This is a genomic window from Pseudomonas fluorescens (assembly GCF_902497745.1).
GTDB lineage: Bacteria > Pseudomonadota > Gammaproteobacteria > Pseudomonadales > Pseudomonadaceae > Aquipseudomonas > Aquipseudomonas fluorescens_BM.
The window spans coordinates 12989-28700 of record NZ_CABVHJ010000006.1 but is presented as its reverse complement, the minus strand read 5'-3'; the positions used below and the strand labels follow the sequence as shown (position 1 = coordinate 28700).

9 protein-coding genes are annotated in these 15712 nt (G+C 57.5%); 1 reads left to right on the top strand and 8 read right to left on the bottom strand.

What is annotated here, in order from left to right; genetic code table 11:
* Positions 1–164: 164 nt before the first annotated feature.
* Positions 165–1376 (top strand): acyltransferase family protein, encoded by a 1212-nt coding sequence (locus tag F8N44_RS10855; RefSeq protein WP_150650297.1) that lies wholly within the window; start codon positions 165–167, stop codon positions 1374–1376.
* Between the two features lie 403 nt (positions 1377–1779).
* Here the strand turns inward: F8N44_RS10855 and F8N44_RS10850 are convergent, their stop codons facing one another.
* The 8 genes from F8N44_RS10850 to F8N44_RS10815 form a co-directional block, all read right to left on the bottom strand.
* Positions 1780–2160, bottom strand: a complete 381-nt coding sequence (locus F8N44_RS10850) for a DUF6124 family protein (protein ID WP_150650296.1) — start codon at positions 2158–2160, stop codon at positions 1780–1782.
* Positions 2161–2609: 449 nt separating this feature from the next.
* On the bottom strand, positions 2610–2942 hold the full coding sequence (locus F8N44_RS10845; protein ID WP_150650295.1) for a DUF2790 domain-containing protein: 333 nt from the start codon (positions 2940–2942) through the stop codon (positions 2610–2612).
* 78 nt (positions 2943–3020) lie between these two features.
* Positions 3021–3224 carry a co-regulatory protein PtrA N-terminal domain-containing protein gene (locus F8N44_RS10840; RefSeq protein ID WP_034155758.1) on the bottom strand — a complete coding sequence of 68 codons (204 nt, stop codon included), beginning with the start codon at positions 3222–3224 and terminating at the stop codon, positions 3021–3023.
* Positions 3225–3658: 434 nt separating this feature from the next.
* Positions 3659–6478, bottom strand: coding sequence for an RHS repeat domain-containing protein (locus tag F8N44_RS10835; RefSeq protein WP_150650294.1), 2820 nt, complete (start codon positions 6476–6478; stop codon positions 3659–3661).
* A 107-nt stretch (positions 6479–6585) separates the two neighbouring features.
* Positions 6586–9489: an RHS repeat-associated core domain-containing protein gene (locus tag F8N44_RS10830; RefSeq protein WP_150650293.1), complete on the bottom strand. Its 2904-nt coding sequence runs from the start codon at positions 9487–9489 to the stop codon at positions 6586–6588.
* Between the two features lie 203 nt (positions 9490–9692).
* Positions 9693–12845 (bottom strand): CusA/CzcA family heavy metal efflux RND transporter, encoded by a 3153-nt coding sequence (locus F8N44_RS10825; RefSeq protein WP_150650292.1) that lies wholly within the window; start codon positions 12843–12845, stop codon positions 9693–9695.
* 15 nt (positions 12846–12860) lie between these two features.
* Entirely contained in the window at positions 12861–14054 is a 1194-nt protein-coding gene (locus F8N44_RS10820) for an efflux RND transporter periplasmic adaptor subunit (protein ID WP_150650291.1), read from the bottom strand.
* A 49-nt stretch (positions 14055–14103) separates the two neighbouring features.
* Complete coding sequence (locus F8N44_RS10815) at positions 14104–15351, bottom strand: TolC family protein (protein ID WP_150650290.1); 1248 nt, start codon at positions 15349–15351, stop codon at positions 14104–14106.
* Positions 15352–15712: the final 361 nt, after the last annotated feature.

Genomic DNA, 15712 nt, shown 5'->3' with positions numbered 1-15712 from the left:
AAATTCACCTTTAGAAGCTCCTTGCTCCTTTGGTAAGAGGTGAATCTTTTGGCGTCCTTCGGGGCGCCTTTTTTTGCTCTGCACAAAGCCATCGTTGGCTTGACCGCAGCGCCGGCCACCTGCCATCTTCGCCTGCGCTGAACAACAAGAATAACGAGGGACCGATGAGTAGCCGCAAGAATCTGGAAATCGAGTACCTGCGAGGCGCGGCCGTCGGCCTGACCTTTTTCAGCCATGTCACCATGATGCTGCCGTTCCATACCGACACGCTGCTGAGGATGTTCTCGATTTTCATGCCGTGGACCGGGGTAGACCTGTTCTTCTGCATTTCCGGTTTCGTGGTGAGCAAGGCTTATCTGGACTACTTCGACAAGCACCGCGCGCAGGGTCAGTTTGGTCTGGCCGCCGCGTGTTTCTGGTTGCGGCGCGCCTACCGTCTCTTGCCCACAGCCTGGCTGTGGATGCTTATACCGCTGTGCTTCTCTCTCGTTTTCAACCAGTCGAACGCCTTCGGTTCGTGGTTCGACAACCTGCGCAGCTTCACCGCTGTTGCCACCTTCAGCGCTAACCTGGCACATGGTTACGGCTCACTATTGGCTTCCAGCCCGCACTACTGGAGTCTGGCGCTTGAGGAGCAGTTCTACTTCGTCTTGCCGTTTTTTCTGTTGTTTATCACGGCGCCGCGCTGGCGGGTCATTGCCCTGTTCGCGCTGATTGCCTTGCAGTTCGGTGTGGACCGCAACCCGTTCGGCACCCCGGCCAGCATCATGCTCACCAACTTCCGCCTCGACGCCATGCTCTGGGGAATTCTCCTGTGCCTGTTCACGCGTAGCCGCCTCTATCAGCAGATAGAACCGCTCGGGTTGGCTCAGGGGCCATTCAAGCCGCTGCTGTGCACGCTGTTTCTGCTTTACATGCTCGGCGCCGTGGCCATTCAACTGATTGCCCTACCGATTGCCGTGGGCATGGTCGCGATCGTCGCGGTCGTGATTGTCTGGCTGGCGAGTTATCAGAAAGGCTACATCTATTGCCCGCTGTTCATGCGCGGCTTCATGCAATGGCTCGGCTCGCGGTCGTATGGCCTGTACGTGATCCACGTGTTTACCAATCACCTGAGCACCGAAATCTGGACCCGTGTGGCGGCGAGTCAGGGCGTGCCGCTGGATGGGCGTTTTACCCTTGAGCTGATCGTCACGTCGCTGGTTGTGCTGGTGATCTTGAGTGAACTCAATTACCGCTTTATCGAAACGCCGCTGCGTCTGCGCGGCGCAGAGATTGCCCGACGCAAACTGAACCATGAGTCCGCGTCAGTGCCGGCCGTTGCGGTTGATGCAAATTCACCTTTAGAAGCGCCTTGCTCCTTTGGTAAGAGATGAATCTATTGGCGTCCTTCGGGCGCCTTTTTTTGCTCGGCGTTGTGCAGTGGTTATGTTTTCCAGGTTCAGGCCCGGCCCTCACCCTAGCCCTCTCCCAGAGGTAGAGGGGACTGACCGAGTTGGTTGTTGAAGATACATCGACCTGAAAAACCGAGGCGTACTGTGGTTTTGAATGGCTTTAAGATCTGCTCCCTTTCCCCCTCGCCCCCCTGGGAGAGAGGGGACTGACCGAGTTGGTTGTCGAAGATACATCGACCCGAAAAACCTAGGCGTACTCTGATTTTGAAGGGCTTGAAGATCTGCTCCCTTTCCCCCTCGCCCCCCTCGGGGGAGAGGGCTGGGGTGAGGGGGCAGGATTTTGAGGTCAACGCAAAAACAACGGCTAAAAACTGGCCATTGATAACTACGCCGCAGGCTCGACGTTATCCAGCGCCTTGTTCACCGCGAGTTCACCAAGCATGACGACCTGCGCGATACCCAACAGTGTCTTGCGGTGGGTGCCTTCCAGCATCGCCGCGAAGTCACCGAGCATCACTGTGGCCGACGACAGCGATTCGCTGGCGTTGGCCAGTAATGATTCGGTGTCGGCTTTGGGATTGACCAGGAACATCTGGTTGGGGATGTACGGTGCGGACATGATCGCGGCTGACGGTTTCAGATAGAAATCGAGGGCGCGGTCGGCGGCTTCGTGGAGTTTTCTGGTCTCAACGCAGACGTAGGGGGATGTTGAGGTGGCGTCAGGGGTGACGTCTGTTTCGGGGGGATTGGGTGTTGGCTTTTTCATAATGTTTTACTCAGCTTGAAGGTGGAGCTGGCCCTTTCGGTTCCACGCGAAAGGGTGGCAGCTGTACGCAGGTTGGAACCCGGGCAACTGAGCAAACCCGACAGACTCGAAGTCTCCCGCGCACAGCCGCCATAACGGAGTGCACACATGAAAGTGCGCAAGCATACGTCATGAACAGTGCGTTTTGCTTCAGTTGAGCCGCGGGGTTCCAATCCCGATCGCTGAATTGGCAGCGACCCACACAGGCTAGAGAGCGGACGTCCGACGGACAACCTGAAAACATTGTGGGAAGGTTCCGCACTTCCCACACAACACTTAAACATTACGAATTGAAATACAGAACGTGTAGGAGCTGCCGAAGGCTGCGATCTTTTGATCTTGATCTTTAAAATCAAAAGATCGCAGCCTTCGGCAGCTCCTACACGGGACCGCGTTTTGGCGTGGCGGATTCAGCTACCGCCGTTACGACACACGCCCATGACGTTGTACTTGATGGTGTTGAGCTGCCCCTTGGAGTCCTCATAAGTCATGGCCGTCGGCACCACTTTGCAAGCAGGCTGAGGCTTCACAACGCTCACCACTCTGACCACGTCCAGCTTCATTCCGTATTCGTAATCCTTCACCACCGGCGGAGCTTTGCCCTGGTTAGCGGCGTACTGTTCCATGGCTTTGCCGTTGGCGCTGAGCGCGCGTTCGAAAGTGCGATCACCGCCACCTTCAGCCAGCACATTCACAGACATCGCCATGACAGCGGCGAACGCGATCCACTTGAGTATGTTCATATCCATTTCCTTCCCATCCGGGCGTAAAAAAAGCCCGGCATCGATGCGCGATAACGGGCTTGTTCAGGTGCAGCAGGTTTACAGATCGCGGGTTTTGTCGTCTTTCTTGTCAGTGACAACAACCGGGTTGCCGGCGGCTTTTTCCTTGGCGACGAACAACTCCATGGAGCGGTCGTTGCTGGTCATCATCCGCTCGAAAGTACGGTCACCGCCGCCTTCGGCCAACGCCACGGAAGAGATCGCCAGAGCGGCGGCGAAAGCACTGAGTCGGGCAAGTTTCATCGTTGATTCCTCGTTTAAGTAGCTGACGGGATCAAGGTAACAATCCGAACCTTGCGTGACGGTGGCGGGGAAATTACATATCCGTTATGTGCCGGGCACTCTTTCGAAGCCGGACACAAAACCAACTGTGGGAGCCTGCCTGACTGGCGATGAGCGCGAGCACTCGTTTTTACTGAGCATCCTTTTTCGGCCCGGAACCACGCAATCGATTCTCGACCTGCTGTGCGAGCCAGATCATGGTGACGGTGATTGTCTTGCGGGTGGCGTTGGTGGCGGTGATTCAGTTGGGGGACCGGTTGGCGCGGGGGCTTACAAGCGCTGAGTACGGCGCCAACTTCCTCCATCGGTGGGATCGACCTTTCACTTTGTGCCGCCCGCCGGGGCGGACTTTCCGCTGCATTTCGCCAATTAGAGGTTTGAATCAACGGCAGTTTTCAGCCATTAATCAAGTTGTAAAATAAACTACTGCTCTCCTGCCTCACCCGATAAAGCTGACTCATGCTTTTTGCCGCAAAAACAACACTGTCCGCGTTATTTAAAGCCATTTGCGCTCGCATATGAGGAGCCTCATTAAAAATGGAAATCGAAGTTTCAAGATCCAGCATACCTGGCAGCCCCATATAATTCTCAACGGACGTCATGAAATCACGATGGGATGCCGGATACCTTTCTGAAAATTCCAGAGTTAAACCACCATTCATAATAGCTTCTGAAATCCCTCTAGCCGGGAGTTCGTACTGCATCACTGGATAGTTCAAAATTTCAGGACTTCTAGAGTTCAAATAGAAATTATCCATCGCATTCAGCCCGACAGGTACAACTCTGTTAACCCTGTTCAAATGCATTAATTCGTGCCCCAAAACCATATCAAACTCACCACCCATCCTGGATAAATTAATAGCAATTCGTCCATAAAAATCGTCTGGCCTGACCTCCGCATTTGAGTGCCTCTCAGGTCCCGGCCCTCCGATAAAACCTAAGAATTTCCCTCTTGCTGCCTGCCCGCCATAAGCATTCGTCAGATCTAACCCACGCTTCCAAACTTGTGGAAGTTGATTTTCTATAGCCGTGTATTCAGGGCCGAAATAACTTTGTAAGACATCTGAATATTCTGTACCGCCCTGCGCTGATGCATAAATCGCTTCAGAAAATACCCGCCCCATTTCAGATAACTGTGAGTTTATGATGCCTGATAGATGCATAGGAAACTGATCAAGTCCGCGTGACACGATCTGTTTACCTGATTTGACGAGTGACATTTCAATAAAATCATTTTCGCCCTCATAAAACCACCTCCCATCCAGATCCTTATTAACAACAGGCGCATTCGCAGCAAAGCAAAACAAATTCAATCCATTAACTGCTCCCGCAGGATCAGAACTTATCCAGCGCCGCAACCACGGCGCGTAATATCGATATCCATAATAATAAAGCCCGGTCGCATCCCGCTCTTTCCCCGAGTAACGAATCGTTTTTCTTTTCGCCGCCACTGCACTTTTACCCGCCCAGCACGCCGCACCACCAAACGGGTAATAATGCTCCTGACTCAATATTCCTGCGTCATCGTCCAACTCCAGAACGCTGGAACCCAGATGATCACTCAGGCTGTAACGCAGTTGATCGCTTTCAGCGCCATCTGGCCAATGCAGCATTCGCACCTGATTACGCCCGGCCTCGATACTGATGACATGCCGCTCTTTTCCGTTCGCTTCGCGATGCACCTCAAGACCCGGCAGATAACGCACTTCTGATTTCAGGGTTTGCCCGGATGTCTGGCTGAGGTGGGTTTTACGCAAGCGATGGCCGAGTCGGTCATAGACATAACCTTCGTCGTCATTCGGCTCGTCCTGGCGTCGCACCAACGTCACTCGTCTCAATTGATTGCGCACATCCCAGCTCATGGCCTGTCCGCGCTGCAATTCCAACTGATTGCCAGCGAGATCAAATCCTTGCGAAATCTGCGGTTCTCCCGGCAGAGAGCCATCGTCGCGCTGGGCCAGACTTCGATTGCTGCAAGCAGAGGTGAACATCGAAAAACCCGGCGCACCGCTGTGATGACGGGTGAGCAGATTGCCCGCCGCGTCGTAATCGAATGTCTGGATGTAGTTGCGCCGCTGATTCGGGTCCAGCGGTGTGGGCAGCAGATCCGGTAATGCCGGGCCATGGCTCGGCTGGCTGACTTCCCAGCCTTTGGCTTCGACCAGTTGATACAGGCTGTCATAACGATAGCGGCTGACCGGTTCGATGCGCTGCTGATTGAAGTAAGTCACGGCCTGGGTTTTGTCTTCGAGGCTGACGATATTGCCCACCGGGTCGTAGACGTAGTGCAAATCCTGCAACGGTGTTCGTTCGCCGACGGCTGCGCTGAGCTTCAGCAGCCGACCATCCTCAGGGCTGTACTCTGCGCGGGTCGTGACACGATTACCGGCGGTCTCATGTTCGATCTGCTCGTGCGCGTTGTAACGGATAGCACTGACCAGGCACTTGGGCTGCTTATCCGCGCCGGCCGGGTGAAGCCACATCGCAGAAAGTTTGCCCGCCACGTCGTGATGGAAGGTTTGAGCATTGTTCATGGCGTCGGTCTGCCGCTGGAGTTCACCGGTCGGACAGAAAACGTAGCGGGTGACGTAGGACTGCTCCTCCAGAAACACATCACGGTGTGAAGGGTCGCTGGGCCAGTCGGGCAGATCGAGGTCCGTCAGCATGCGCCGCGATTCGACCAGCTCGGCACCGGCCAGACCATAGTCGTGGATGAGCCGGGTTCCCGCCGGGTCATCATGGCGGAACAGGCGACCGCACTGATTGTGCTGGACGAAAGCATCATCCGCATCGGCATAGCTCAATCGCTCAACCACACGAGGCTGTTCGCCACAGACCCGCTCCGTCACAACAATCGGGCGCTGCAGGTCGTCATAGTCGCGATGGCATTCGCTACCTCGGGCGTCCCAGGAACAACGCAATGAGCCGGCCTGATCCGGCAGACTCAACTGCCAACCGGCGTCGACGCTGTCCGACAGCAATGCCTGCCCGCTCAGTCCGTACGTGGTAGCCAGGTTCGGCTTCGGCGCCGTTCCCCACAATCGCGGATCCCACGATGCCACCTGACGCCCTGCCGCATCAAAGATCTGCCGGGTAATACGCGATTCGATGTCGGTTTGGTCCGGATGCCGATAATAGGCAACGCTGCGAATCGCCAATGCTCGCGGGTCCATGACCGACAAGGTCGGAGTGGCGGTGTCATGGTGAGTCTTCATGGCTACGCGAGTCCTTGGCATCAGTGGACCAAGACTGCACCTGTTTTCCTTCGCCCGATACTGTAAGAACTAACAGGTACGATGGAAAAAAGCTTATCCGCCAATATTCATGAAAACCATTTTTTGAAAAAACCCTGCCTCTGGGGCTTTTGATAGTAGGCAAAGAAGTTGCCGATGGATCTGACTGGCGCGCCCTCCTGAGGTCGCCTGTAGAGCACATCACCCTGCGCGCCAACCACACCAATCCCGGCGGAATATCCGCCATCAAGGTTCACTGACCATCCTCCAGCTCCACTCATACCTTCAAGCCTGGCCATCACTCTGGACCATTCAGGCATTGTATAACCCGTAGCCGTTTCGTTACGTCCGGTGCTGTTGCCCCATGCCAGACGCGTACGCTGCCCGGTTTCTGATCCGCCGGGCAAAGTGATTCCCGAACGAATGTTAGGTGAACCTGCATGACCCAACTTTCCCGGGTGATTGTTCTTGGGGTCAAAGAGAAACCTGGTCTGACCTAACATGCTTTCCGGAAAAGCAGCTTCGCCGCCCTGCGACAGAAGAGGCCCGGCTTCAATCCTCGAGCCGTCTCTCATTCGGACTGTCACAAAATGTCTTCGATAGTCAGAAGGTACAGGCGCATATATCTGCTTTTGACCTCCGATCTTGCTGGGGCCGATCGACGCAAAGGGCGAGACGTACTTGCTAGCCTGATTTTTCAGGTTGAAAAAACCACCATTTACATAGGCTACGACAGCCGCGTTCTGAAGACCTGCTTGCAACTTTATGTTTTCTCCCGACACTGTATTCAGACGAATACCCAGTTCGGTCCCAGCCACTTTGCCTCGCATTGACGGATCAAGAGACAAATAGGCAAGACTCCTGTCACCTTTGACGGAGCGCCCCATATCCATTCCCATGCGGTTGAAAAGCTCATTACCGCCAGTGACGTCGACTGCAATTATTCCCGGGCCAACAGTGCGTACCCATACACCATCTTTTGACGCCACGACTCCAGCGTATGCCCTACGCCATCTGTTCTGCGCATTGCTCCCCTCCAAACCGTCGGAGTCAACAATGCATATCGGGTTGTTGCCGACCATTGCAAACAGGTTAAGCCCATCAAAGGCCGGATCCGGGCTCATCCAACGCTGCAACCAAGGCGCGCAGTACCGAAAACCGTAGTAATAAAGCCCCGTTGCGTCCCGTTCCTTCCCTGAATACCGATTGGTTTTGTATGTCGCCACCTCCCCACTTTTTCCGGCCCAGCATGCTGTACCACCGAAAGGGTAATAGTGTTCCAGTGTCAGAATGCCGGCTTGCGCATCCAGCTCCAACGTAGAGGAACCAACAAGATCACCATAGCTGTACCGAACTTGATCGGCATGAGCACCGTCAGGCCAATGGAGTATCTGTACAGAAGTTCGACCGAGCTCGACATTGATGACCTGATACTCGCCATCACCGGCGCTGTAACGTAATTCAAGACCATCGAGATAGCGAACCTCGCTGCGAAGGGTTCGACCGGAAGCCTGCTTGATGGACACTTTGCGCAAACGATGCCCATGTCGGTCGTAGCGAAAACATTCGCAGTCATCCGTGCTGTTTTCACGCGAAACCAAAGTGACCTGATCCAGCTGATTGCGTACATCCCAAACCATTGTCTGCCCGCGTAACAGCTCCAACTGATTGCCGCAGGTATCGAATCCGTTAACGATATCGCTCTCTTCTGGCAGAGAACCGTCATCACGCTGCCCCAGACTTCGATTGTTGCCAGCAGAGGTAAACATCGAAAAACCCGGGGTGCCACTGTGGTGACGAGTGATCAGATTACCCGCCGCATCGTAATCAAATGTCTGGGTGTAATTGCGTCGTTGATTGGGGTCCAGCGGAGTCGGCAACAGATCCGGCAATGCCGGGCCGTGACTTGGGTTACTGACTTCCCAGCCCTTGGCTTCAATCAGTTGGTACAGGCTGTCGTAGCGATATCGGCTGACCGGTTCGACACGTTGATTGTTGAAGTAACTTACCGCCACGGCTTTGTCTTCCAGACCGACGATGTTGCCCACCGGGTCATAGCTGTAGTTAAGATCCTGCAAGGGTGTTTGTACGCCGGCAGCTGCCACTAGTCTAAGTAACCGGCCGTCTTCACTGCTGTACTCGGCACGGGCAATAACACCGTTACCAGCCGCTTCACTTTCGACCTGGTCCTGAGCGTTGTAACAGATTTCGCTGACCAGGCATTTCGGCGTCTTGCCCCCGCCGGCCAGCAGAAGCCAGGTCGCGCGAGGCTTTCCAGCCACGCCGTAATGCACCGTTTTGATGTTACCCACCGCATCGGTATGACGCTGAAGCTCACCTGTCGGGATGAATGTCTGGCGGGTGACGTACACTTTTTCTTCGAGATACTCTTCCCGGTCGGCGGGTTCGGGTGGCCAGTCGGGCGGCGCAAGCTCAATCAAAAAGCGCCGCGACTCCACCAGCACTGCCCCGCCAAGGCCAAATCCATTGAAGTGCCGGTTGCCGGCAGGATCGTCATGGCGAATCAGTTGGCCACACTGATTGTGCAGCGCGCATTCATCCGTGGCATCCCCATAAACCCGACGCTCAACCACCTGAGATGGCCCACCGTGCGCTTGCTCGATGAGCGCTATCGGCCGTTGGAGCGCATCGTATTGGTGATGGCTCTGGTTGCCCCGCGCATCCCAGCCAGAACACATCGAACCAGCTTCACTCAACAGGCTCAACCGCCAACCGGCGTCAACGCTGTCTGTCAGTACCGATTGTCCGCTCAACGTGTAGCGGGTGGCCAGATTCGGATTCGGCGCAGCGCCCCACAAGCGTGGATCCCACGACGCCACTTGCCGCCCTGCCGCATCAAAGATCTGCCGGGTAATACGCGATTCGATGTAGGTTTGGTCCGGATGCCGATAATAGGCAACGCTGCGAATCGCCAATGCTCGCGGGTCCATGACCGACAAGGTCGGAGTGGCTGTGTCATGGTGTGTATTCATGGTGACGCGAGTCCTTGGCATCATGAACCAAGAATGAACCTGTTTTCCCTGGCCAGATACTGTAAGAACTAACAGGTGCGGCCAGCCATTTGTCGCCATCGTTTCCAGCGCTGCGGCACATTCAGGGTTCAGCGCCCATCCCGATTCTGGCCTTGGCTGCAGGACGCCATCGCTAGCAGACTAGCTTCCACAGGGGCGATCACTTAGTCACTGAGTGCGGTGTCCTCATCCCGGCGATGGGCGAGTTGGTAGAGCGCCGGCAAGATCAGCAGTGTGAGGATCGTGGAAGACAAAATCCCGCCGATCACCACGGTCGCCAGTGGCCGCTGCACCTCCGCACCTGTGCCGGTCGCCAGCGCCATCGGAATAAACCCCAGCGACGCCACCAGCGCTGTCATCAACACCGGCCGCAAACGCGTCAACGCACCCTCGTGGATCGCGTCCGACAGCGACCGCCCCTCCTCGCGCAAATTACGAATAAACGCAATCATCACCAAGCCGTTCAACACCGCCACACCGGACAACGCGATAAACCCGACACCCGCCGAAATCGACAACGGAATATCACGCAACCACAGCGCCATGACCCCACCGGTCAAGGCAAACGGAATTCCGGTAAACACCAGCAAGCCATCCTTGAGATTGTTGAACATCATGAACAACAAGCCGAACACCAGCAGCAGCGCCACCGGCACGACAATCTGCAAGCGCTTGGCCGCCGATTGCAGTTGTTCGAACTGGCCGCCCCAACTGGTCCAGTAACCGGCCGGGACTTGCACATCACGCTCGATCACTTCGCCTGCCTCGCTGACAAACGAGCCGATATCACGCCCGCGCACGTTGGCGCTGACGATCACCAGACGCTTGCCGTTTTCGCGGCTGACCTGATTCGGCCCGAGCACCAGATCGAGGCTGGCGACGTCTTGCAGTGCGATGAAGCCGATCTGATTCGCCGCTGCATTCAGAGGCGCCGGCACCGGAATCAGCAGCGCCGACAGCCCGTCGATGTCCTTGCGCATGGCATCGGACAAACGCACCACCATGTCGAAACGCCGATCCCCTTCATACAACGTCCCGGCCTGACGCCCGCCGACCGCGACCGCGATGGTGTCCTGCACATCACCGACATTCAGCCCATAACGCGCAGCCTTGTCGCGATCAATGTTGATGGTCAGCACCGGCAACCCGGTGGTTTGTTCGACCTTCACTTCAGACGCGCCATTCACTTTCTGCATCGCTGCGGCAATCTTCGCCGCTGTGGAATTGAGCACATCCATGTCATCACCGAACACCTTCACCGCGACATCGCTGCGCACCCCGGAGATCAGTTCGTTGAAGCGCAGTTGAATCGGCTGCGACAGTTCATAGTTGCTGCCCGGCAGCGTCGCGGCGGCGGCTTGCAGTTCCGCCATCAGGGTTTCGCGGGACTTGCCCGGGTCTGGCCACTGATCTTTCGGTTTGAGCATCACGTAACTGTCGGAGATATTCGGCGGCATCGGATCGGACGCGATTTCAGCGGTGCCGGTACGGGCAAAGACGCGCTCGACTTCCGGCACCTTCGCCAGAATCAATGTCTCCAGGCGCTGCTGCATGTCCACCGATTGCGTCAGGCTGGTGCCCGGCACGCGCAGCGCTTGCAGAGCAAAATCGCCTTCGCTGAGGCTGGGCACAAACTCGCTGCCCATACGACTGGTGAGCACACCGCTGAGCACGATCACGCCCAAAGCAGCGCCCACCGCGACAGTACGATGACTCATCACCCAGGCCAGCGCCGGCGCATAAACGCGACGTGCGCCGCGCATCACCGCGCCCTCTTCTTCCTTGACCTTGCCGGTTACGAACAACGCAATCGCCGCCGGTACAAAGGTCACGGAAAGCAGCATCGCGCCAAGCAAAGCGATGACCACCGTGAACGCCATCGGGTGGAACATTTTCCCTTCGACGCCGCTGAGCGCGAAGATCGGCAGGTACACGACCATGATGATCAACTGCCCGAAAATCAGCGGTCGCCGCGCTTCTTTCGCCGCCGCGAACACCTCCTTGAAACGCTCGGCACGGGTCAACAAACGCCCATGATGCTGCTGCGCATGGGCCAAGCGACGCAGGGTGTTTTCAACGATTACCACCGCGCCATCGACGATGATGCCGAAGTCCAGCGCGCCCAAACTCATCAGGTTGGCGCTGACCTTGTTGCTGAACATGCCGGTAAAGGTGAACAGCATCGACAGCGGAATCACCATCGCGGTAATCAGCGCCGCGCGGATATTGCCGAGGAACAGGAATAGAATCGCGATCACCAGAATCGCGCCTTCGATCAGGTTCTTTTTCACCGTGGCGATGGCTTTGTCGACCAGGTGCGTGCGGTCGTACACCGGCACCGCGATCACGCCTTGCGGCAAGGATTTATTGATCTGTTCGAGCTTGCTGGCGACCGCTTGCGAGACCGTACGGCTGTTCTCGCCGATCAACATAAACACGGTGCCGAGCACCACTTCGCGACCGTTTTCCGTGGCCGCGCCGCTGCGCAATTCGCGACCGATTTCCACGCTAGCGACGTTTTTCACTCGAATCGGTGTGCCGTCGACATTGGCCATGACGATGTTGGCGATGTCCTCGGTGCTCGCCACCTGGCCCGGCGCGCGGATCAGCAACTGCTCGCCGCTGCGCTCGATGTAGCCGGCGCCGACATTGGCGTTGTTACGCTCAAGTGCGGTGACCAGATCGGTCAGCGTCAGCTTGTACGCGGCCAGGCGTTTCGGGTCCGGCGCGATCTGATATTCCTTGGCGAAACCGCCGATGGTGTTGATCTCGGCGACACCCGGCACATTGCGCAATTGCGGCTTGATGATCCAGTCCTGAATCACCCGCAAATCGGTCGGTGTGTACGCGCTGCCGTCGTCCTTGAGCGCGCCCTCCTTGGCTTCCACGGTCCACAAAAAGATCTCGCCGAGGCCGGTGGAAATCGGCCCCATCACCGCCTCCGCGCCTTCGGGCAATTGCTCCTTGGCAATCTGCAAGCGCTCGTTGACCAGTTGACGGGCGAAGAACAGGTCGGTGCCGTCCTTGAAGATTACCGTGACCTGCGACAGCCCCGAGCGCGACAGCGAACGGGTCTGTTCAAGTGCCGGCAGACCGGCCATCGCGGTTTCAATCGGGAAGGTGATGCGCTGCTCGGTTTCCAGTGGCGAGAACCCGGCGGCGCCGGTGTTGATCTGTACCTGGACGTTAGTGATGTCGGGCACGGCGTCGATCGGCAGTTTTTGATAACTGGCGATGCCGAGGCCGGCCATGAGCAGAACGGCGAGCAGGACGATGATGCGCTGCTCGATGGCAAACTGGATCAGGCGTTCGAACATGAGGACCTTCCGGGATCAGTGGGAATGCTCGGCCGAGGCTTTGCCCAGCTCCGACTTGAGGACGAAGCTGCCGGCGCTGGCGACTTGTGCGCCCGGTTCCAGGCCTTGAGTGATTTCCACATGGCCGGCGGCACGGCTGCCCAGCTCAACCGCGCGAGCTTCGAAACCGTCGTCGGTTCGCACGAATACCGTGGGCTTGTCCTCGACGGTCTGGATCGCGGTTTCCGGCACGGCGACTTTCGCTTCGCGGCTGTCGGTCGCCACCAGCGCAGTGACGAACAGACCGGGGCGCCATGAGCCTTGCGGGTTTTCCAGCGTTACGCGAACGGTTGCGGTGCGGGTCTGTTCGCCGAGCAAGCTGCCGACGTAAGCCACGCTGCCGACCACTTCCGCGTTCAATTCCGGAGCGCTGACGGTGACCGCTTTGCCGACTTGAACCTTGTTCAGATCCTTCGGTGAAACGCCGAACGTGACCCACACTCGCGACAGATCCGAAAGCGTGAACGCCGCTGTGCTTTCATCGACCACCTCGCCCGGCGTCAGGTGTTTCTCCACCACCACGCCGTCGAACGGTGCGCGCAGTTCGTAGCGATTGCCGCCGGTGGCGACCACGCTGCCGCTGAGTACGCTGATCTTTTGCCGCGCATTGGTCACAGCAATTTCAGCCTCTTGCAGTGCCTGGCGCGCCAGGAGGAAATCCTGCTCGGCGGAGATTTTGTCCTGCCAGAGTTTTTTCTCGCGTTCATAAGTGGTGCGCGCCAACGTCAGGCGACGCTGCGCAGCTGCCTGCTCGCTGCGTTGATCAGAGATCTGCTGACTGGCGATCACCGCCAGCAACTGGCCCTTTTTCACCGTTTGCCCGAGGTTGACCGCCACCGCCTCGACCACGCCCGGGACACGCGGCACGACGTGGGCGGTGCGGTCTTCGTCGAAGCGCACTTCGCCGGGGAATGGCAGGCCGCGGCTGATGTTTTGCGGCTTTGCTTCGGCCAGTTGAATGCCGGCGGCAGTGATTTGCTCGGCACTCAATTCGATGTGCCCTTCTTCGTCATGTTCGCCGTCCGCGGCTGCGCCTTCTTCAGCGTGATCGGCATGTTCGGCAGCCTCATCGGCGTGGGCATCGATGCTTGCATTGCCCGGCCACATCGAACCGATACCAATGCCCAGTGCCAGTGTCGCCACCGCGACCACCATCAGTTTTTTATCCATGGAAACTCCTCTGCGCCGTACCTGCGCGCAGTTGTCTGAAAAGTGAAATTCAAGGGCGGACGCTGAGGTCGCCGAAGATCCGTTCGATGCGTACGCGGGCGTCGGTCGCTTCGCTGACGGCCTGGATGTACTGGCTGCGAGCGCTGATCAATGTGCGTTGCGCATCGAGCACATCAAGGAAGCCGAACTTGCCCATTTCGAACCCGCGCGTGGCGCTGTCGACCGCACTTTGCGCGGCGGGCAGGATGGTCTGGTTGAACGCCTTGACCTCGCCGTTGGCGGTCTGCCATTGCTCGAGGCTGGTCTGGATTTCGGTGCGCAAACGCAGCTCGGTGGCGTTGCGCAGATCCCGCGCCTGATCGGTTCGGCGCGCGGCCGTGAGCACGTTGCCCTGATTGCGGTTGAACAGCGGAATCGGCATCGACAGCCCGACCACGTTGACTCGCTCGCGCTCGGTTTCGCTGTATTGGCTGCCGATGCTCACGGTGAGATCAGGAATTCGCTGGGACTTTTCCAGGCCCAACGATGCTTCACGCTGATCGATCTGCAACTTCGCCAGACGCAGTTCGGCGGTCTCGTTCAGACGCTCGAGCAATCGTGTCGGTGGTGGAACGGCCGGCATGCTTTGCGTGGGTGCCTGCACCTTGGTCGACGTCGGCAACGGCGCACCCATGACTTGCGCCAATTGCTGGTACGCGGTGGCCTGATCACGTTCGGCGCGGCTCAACTCCAGGCGCACTTCGGAAAGTTGCACCTGTGCTCGCGTGCCTTCAACTGGCGACGATTTACCCGCCTCGATTCGCCCCTGCGCCACACGCAAACCGTGCTCGGCCAATTGCAGCGACTGCCGGGACAGCAGCAGGCGCTGCTGCGCGGTTTGCGCGCTGTTGAACGCCTGAATCACATCGGCACGCAAGGCATTGCGCTTGCGCTCCAGTTCAATGGCGGCAGCGTCCTGCGCACGGCTGGCGACGTCGATGCGCGCGCCGCGTTTGCCGCCCAGTTCGATCGGCTGACTGAGCATTACCGTGGTCGTGCGCGAATCGCGGCGAGTGTCCTCGGCCTCCCACGACACTTCGGGATTGGGGATCAGACCGGCCTGTTGGCGGTCGCCCTCGGCGATGCCGATTTCCCATTGCGCAGCGGCCAGTTCCGGGTTGCCGGCGAAGGCACTTTGCAGGGCTTGATCCAGCGTCAGGGGCGCTGCGTTTGCAAGGCTGGTACAGGCCAGCAACAGGATGCCGCTGGCGGTTTTTTTCAGGCGTGATTGCGCCGTCAGTTCTATTAAACCGGGCAATGGAGGACTTCCTTTATTCAAGTATCTCGGATGCCGCCACGGTAGGGTTTTGAACTTATCGACAAGGTGACTGAAACATTACAAATCCGTTATCCACGGTTTGGGGAAGTTGTTTTGTTCTAGGATGCGAAGTGCAAATGGCGTTATCGAAATACATCGAAACAAAAACACGGTAGTTATCTGCTGAATTGCACTTGCCGGAATCAAACTTGCGAGATTCCCGTGGCCCACGCTGCGACCGACTGTCGCAGAACACTGATCTAAAGCGCTTGGGCGTTGACCCTGTAGCCGCTACAACCTTTATTGTCCGCACTCCCCTCACCCCAGCCCTCTCCCGGAGGTAGAGGGAGCTGACCGAGGC

Excerpts from the sequence above, each read along its gene's own strand:
- F8N44_RS10855 (WP_150650297.1), top strand. The coding sequence starts at position 165 with ATGAGTAGCCGCAAGAATCTGGAAATCGAGTACCTGCGAGGCGCGGCC.
- F8N44_RS10850 (WP_150650296.1), bottom strand. The coding sequence starts at position 2,160 with ATGAAAAAGCCAACACCCAATCCCCCCGAAACAGACGTCACCCCTGAC.
- F8N44_RS10845 (WP_150650295.1), bottom strand. The coding sequence starts at position 2,942 with ATGAACATACTCAAGTGGATCGCGTTCGCCGCTGTCATGGCGATGTCT.
- F8N44_RS10840 (WP_034155758.1), bottom strand. The coding sequence starts at position 3,224 with ATGAAACTTGCCCGACTCAGTGCTTTCGCCGCCGCTCTGGCGATCTCT.
- F8N44_RS10835 (WP_150650294.1), bottom strand. The coding sequence starts at position 6,478 with ATGAAGACTCACCATGACACCGCCACTCCGACCTTGTCGGTCATGGAC.
- F8N44_RS10830 (WP_150650293.1), bottom strand. The coding sequence starts at position 9,489 with ATGAATACACACCATGACACAGCCACTCCGACCTTGTCGGTCATGGAC.
- F8N44_RS10825 (WP_150650292.1), bottom strand. The coding sequence starts at position 12,845 with ATGTTCGAACGCCTGATCCAGTTTGCCATCGAGCAGCGCATCATCGTC.
- F8N44_RS10820 (WP_150650291.1), bottom strand. The coding sequence starts at position 14,054 with ATGGATAAAAAACTGATGGTGGTCGCGGTGGCGACACTGGCACTGGGC.